The organism is Streptomyces albospinus (genome assembly GCF_014648695.1).
GTDB classification, from domain to species: Bacteria; Actinomycetota; Actinomycetes; order Streptomycetales; family Streptomycetaceae; genus Streptomyces; species Streptomyces albospinus.
Window position 1 is genome coordinate 1,082 of the sequence record NZ_BMRP01000118.1, and the last position, 2,327, is coordinate 3,408.

Sequence of the window (2,327 nt, forward strand, 5' to 3'; positions counted from 1 at the left end):
GAACCCGCACGACACCGGGTTTTCCTTCGGGCCGGGGCGTATCCCCCGGTACGCCCGCAAGGAGGGTGTCCCAGCCGGACGACAGCCGCATCGGACCGGCCGCTGTATCCATCGAACGGCGGGACTCGATGACCCGTATGGCCCACGGACGGCAGCTGGGACAGACGACCCGAAAGCGGTCACGCGGGCGGGAGGCGAACGCCGCCAGCCCACGCAGTCACATCGAAACGACTCCCGCGGTCGCGTACAAAGCCAACCGTTGCCGTACCGAAGGCGGTGCCGGCCCGTGGTGGAACGGTCTGGGGACGGGTTCGGGAAAGACCGGGGGCCCCGCGGGCACGCCCTGCGCCCGCAGGCCGCTCGCGAGCGCGGAGCGCCCCGGTCAGACCGGCGATCACGAGCAAGAACGGCAGCCCGATCGACAGGGCGGTGCCGGAGTTCTGGAGCGCAGGACGAATGCCCGAGGCGACGCCGCGCCGCTCGTTTATGCGTGATCATCATGATTTGCTACGCAAGATCGGAAGTGCTGCTGTCTGTCGACGGTCGGCCGACAGCGGTCGGGCGACGGCGGTGGACCAGCCCTGCGCTGCGTACGCCCCGGCGTTGCGATACGAGGGCGCGGAGATCTTGTCGTCGCTGCGGGAAGCGGGTGCCTGGGCGATGATTTGAGCGGTGAGCTGTTGGGCGGCTGACAGCGCTTCGTCGGGCCACGGAAACGGCGTTCAGGCGTGTCGGGAACGGCAGGAGTTGATGATCATGGCTGAGCAGGCGGACATCGGCGTGACCAGGCTCGCGGTGATGGGCCGCAACCTGGCCCGTAATTTCGCACGCCACGGGCACACCGTCGCGCTCCACAACCGCACCGAGGCCCGCACTCAGGCACTGATGGCCGAATTCGGCGGCGAGGGGAACTTCGTGCCCACCGAGTCGGCGCAGCAGTTCGTCGCCTCGCTGGCACGGCCGCGACGGCTGATGGTGATGGTCAAGGCGGGGGCGCCCACGGACACGGTCATCGACGAGTTCGCGCCGCTGCTCGAACCGGGCGACATGATCGTGGACGGGGGCAACGCGCACTTCGCCGACACCCGACGGCGTGAGGCCGCGCTGCGGGACCGGGGGCTGCACTTCGTCGGCACCGGCGTGCCCGGCGGCGAAGAGCGCGCGCTCCATGGCCCGAGCATCATGCCCGGCGGCTCGGCCGAGGCGTACGCATCGCTCGGCCCCCTGCTGGAGGACATCTCCGCCAAGGTCGACGACGAGCCGTGCTGCACGCACATCGGGCCCGACGGTGCCGGCCACTTCGTGAAGATGGTGCACAACGGCATCGAGTACGCCGACATGCAGCTCATCGCCGAGGCGTACGACCTGCTGCGCCGGGCGCTGGGGATGACACCGGCCCGCATCGCCGAGGTCTTCCGGACCTGGAACCAGGGCCGGCTGGAGTCGTACCTCATCGAGATCACCGCCGAGGTCCTGGGGCACACCGACGCCGCCACCGGCAAGCCGTTCGTCGACGTGGTGCTCGACCAGGCAGAGCAGAAGGGGACGGGCCGCTGGACCGTGCAGACGGCACTGGACCTGGGCATCCCGGTGAGCGGAATCGCCGAGGCCGTCTTCGCCCGCTCACTGTCCGGCCACGCCGACCTCCGCGACGCCTCGCAGGGGCTGCCGGGCCCGGCCGGCCGGAGCCTCGGCGGATCGGCGGCCGAGTCCTTCACCGACGACGTGGAGCAGGCCCTGTACGCGTCGAAGATCGTCGCCTACGCACAGGGCGTGCACCAGATCCAGGCCGGCAGCCAGGAGTACGGGTGGGGCATCGACCCGGGCGCCGTGGCGAAGATCTGGCGCGGCGGCTGCATCATCCGGGCCCGCTTCCTGAACCGGATCACCGAGACCTACAGCGGCACGGACCAGCCGGTGACGCTGCTGACCGCGCCCTACTTCCGAGAGGCGCTTCAAGCGGCGCAGGACGCATGGCGGCGGGTGGTGTCCTCGGCAGCCGAACTGGGCCTTCCCGCCCCCGGATTCTCGGCAGCGCTGGCCTACTACGACGCCCTGCGCTCACCTCGATTGCCGGCAGCGCTCATCCAGGGCCAACGGGACTTCTTCGGCGCACACACCTACCGACGCACCGACCGCGACGGAGCCTTCCACACCCTCTGGGGCGGCGACCGCACCGAGCAATCCGCCTGACCAGCTCGATCAACCGCCCGAGCCTGCGAAGCGGCGCGCGCCCGTGACGCCGCTTCAGCGGACACGGGATCAGCAGAGTGACCGCCTGCTGCAATGGGACCTGCACCACAACAACGTGCTGGCCGGGGGGCGGG

The 2,327-nt window shown here is 70.3% G+C and carries 1 protein-coding gene; it reads left to right on the forward strand.

All coding sequences use genetic code 11. The features are described 5' to 3' along the window. Positions 1 to 756: 756 nt before the first annotated feature. A complete protein-coding gene (gene gnd / locus IEZ17_RS41435) occupies positions 757 to 2,193 on the forward strand; it encodes an NADP-dependent phosphogluconate dehydrogenase (protein WP_189308805.1) in 1,437 nt (478 codons plus the stop codon). Positions 2,194 to 2,327: the final 134 nt, after the last annotated feature.

Coding starts and splice junctions, on each gene's coding strand:
- gnd (WP_189308805.1), top strand. CDS start 757: ATGGCTGAGCAGGCGGACATCGGCGTGACCAGGCTCGCGGTGATGGGC.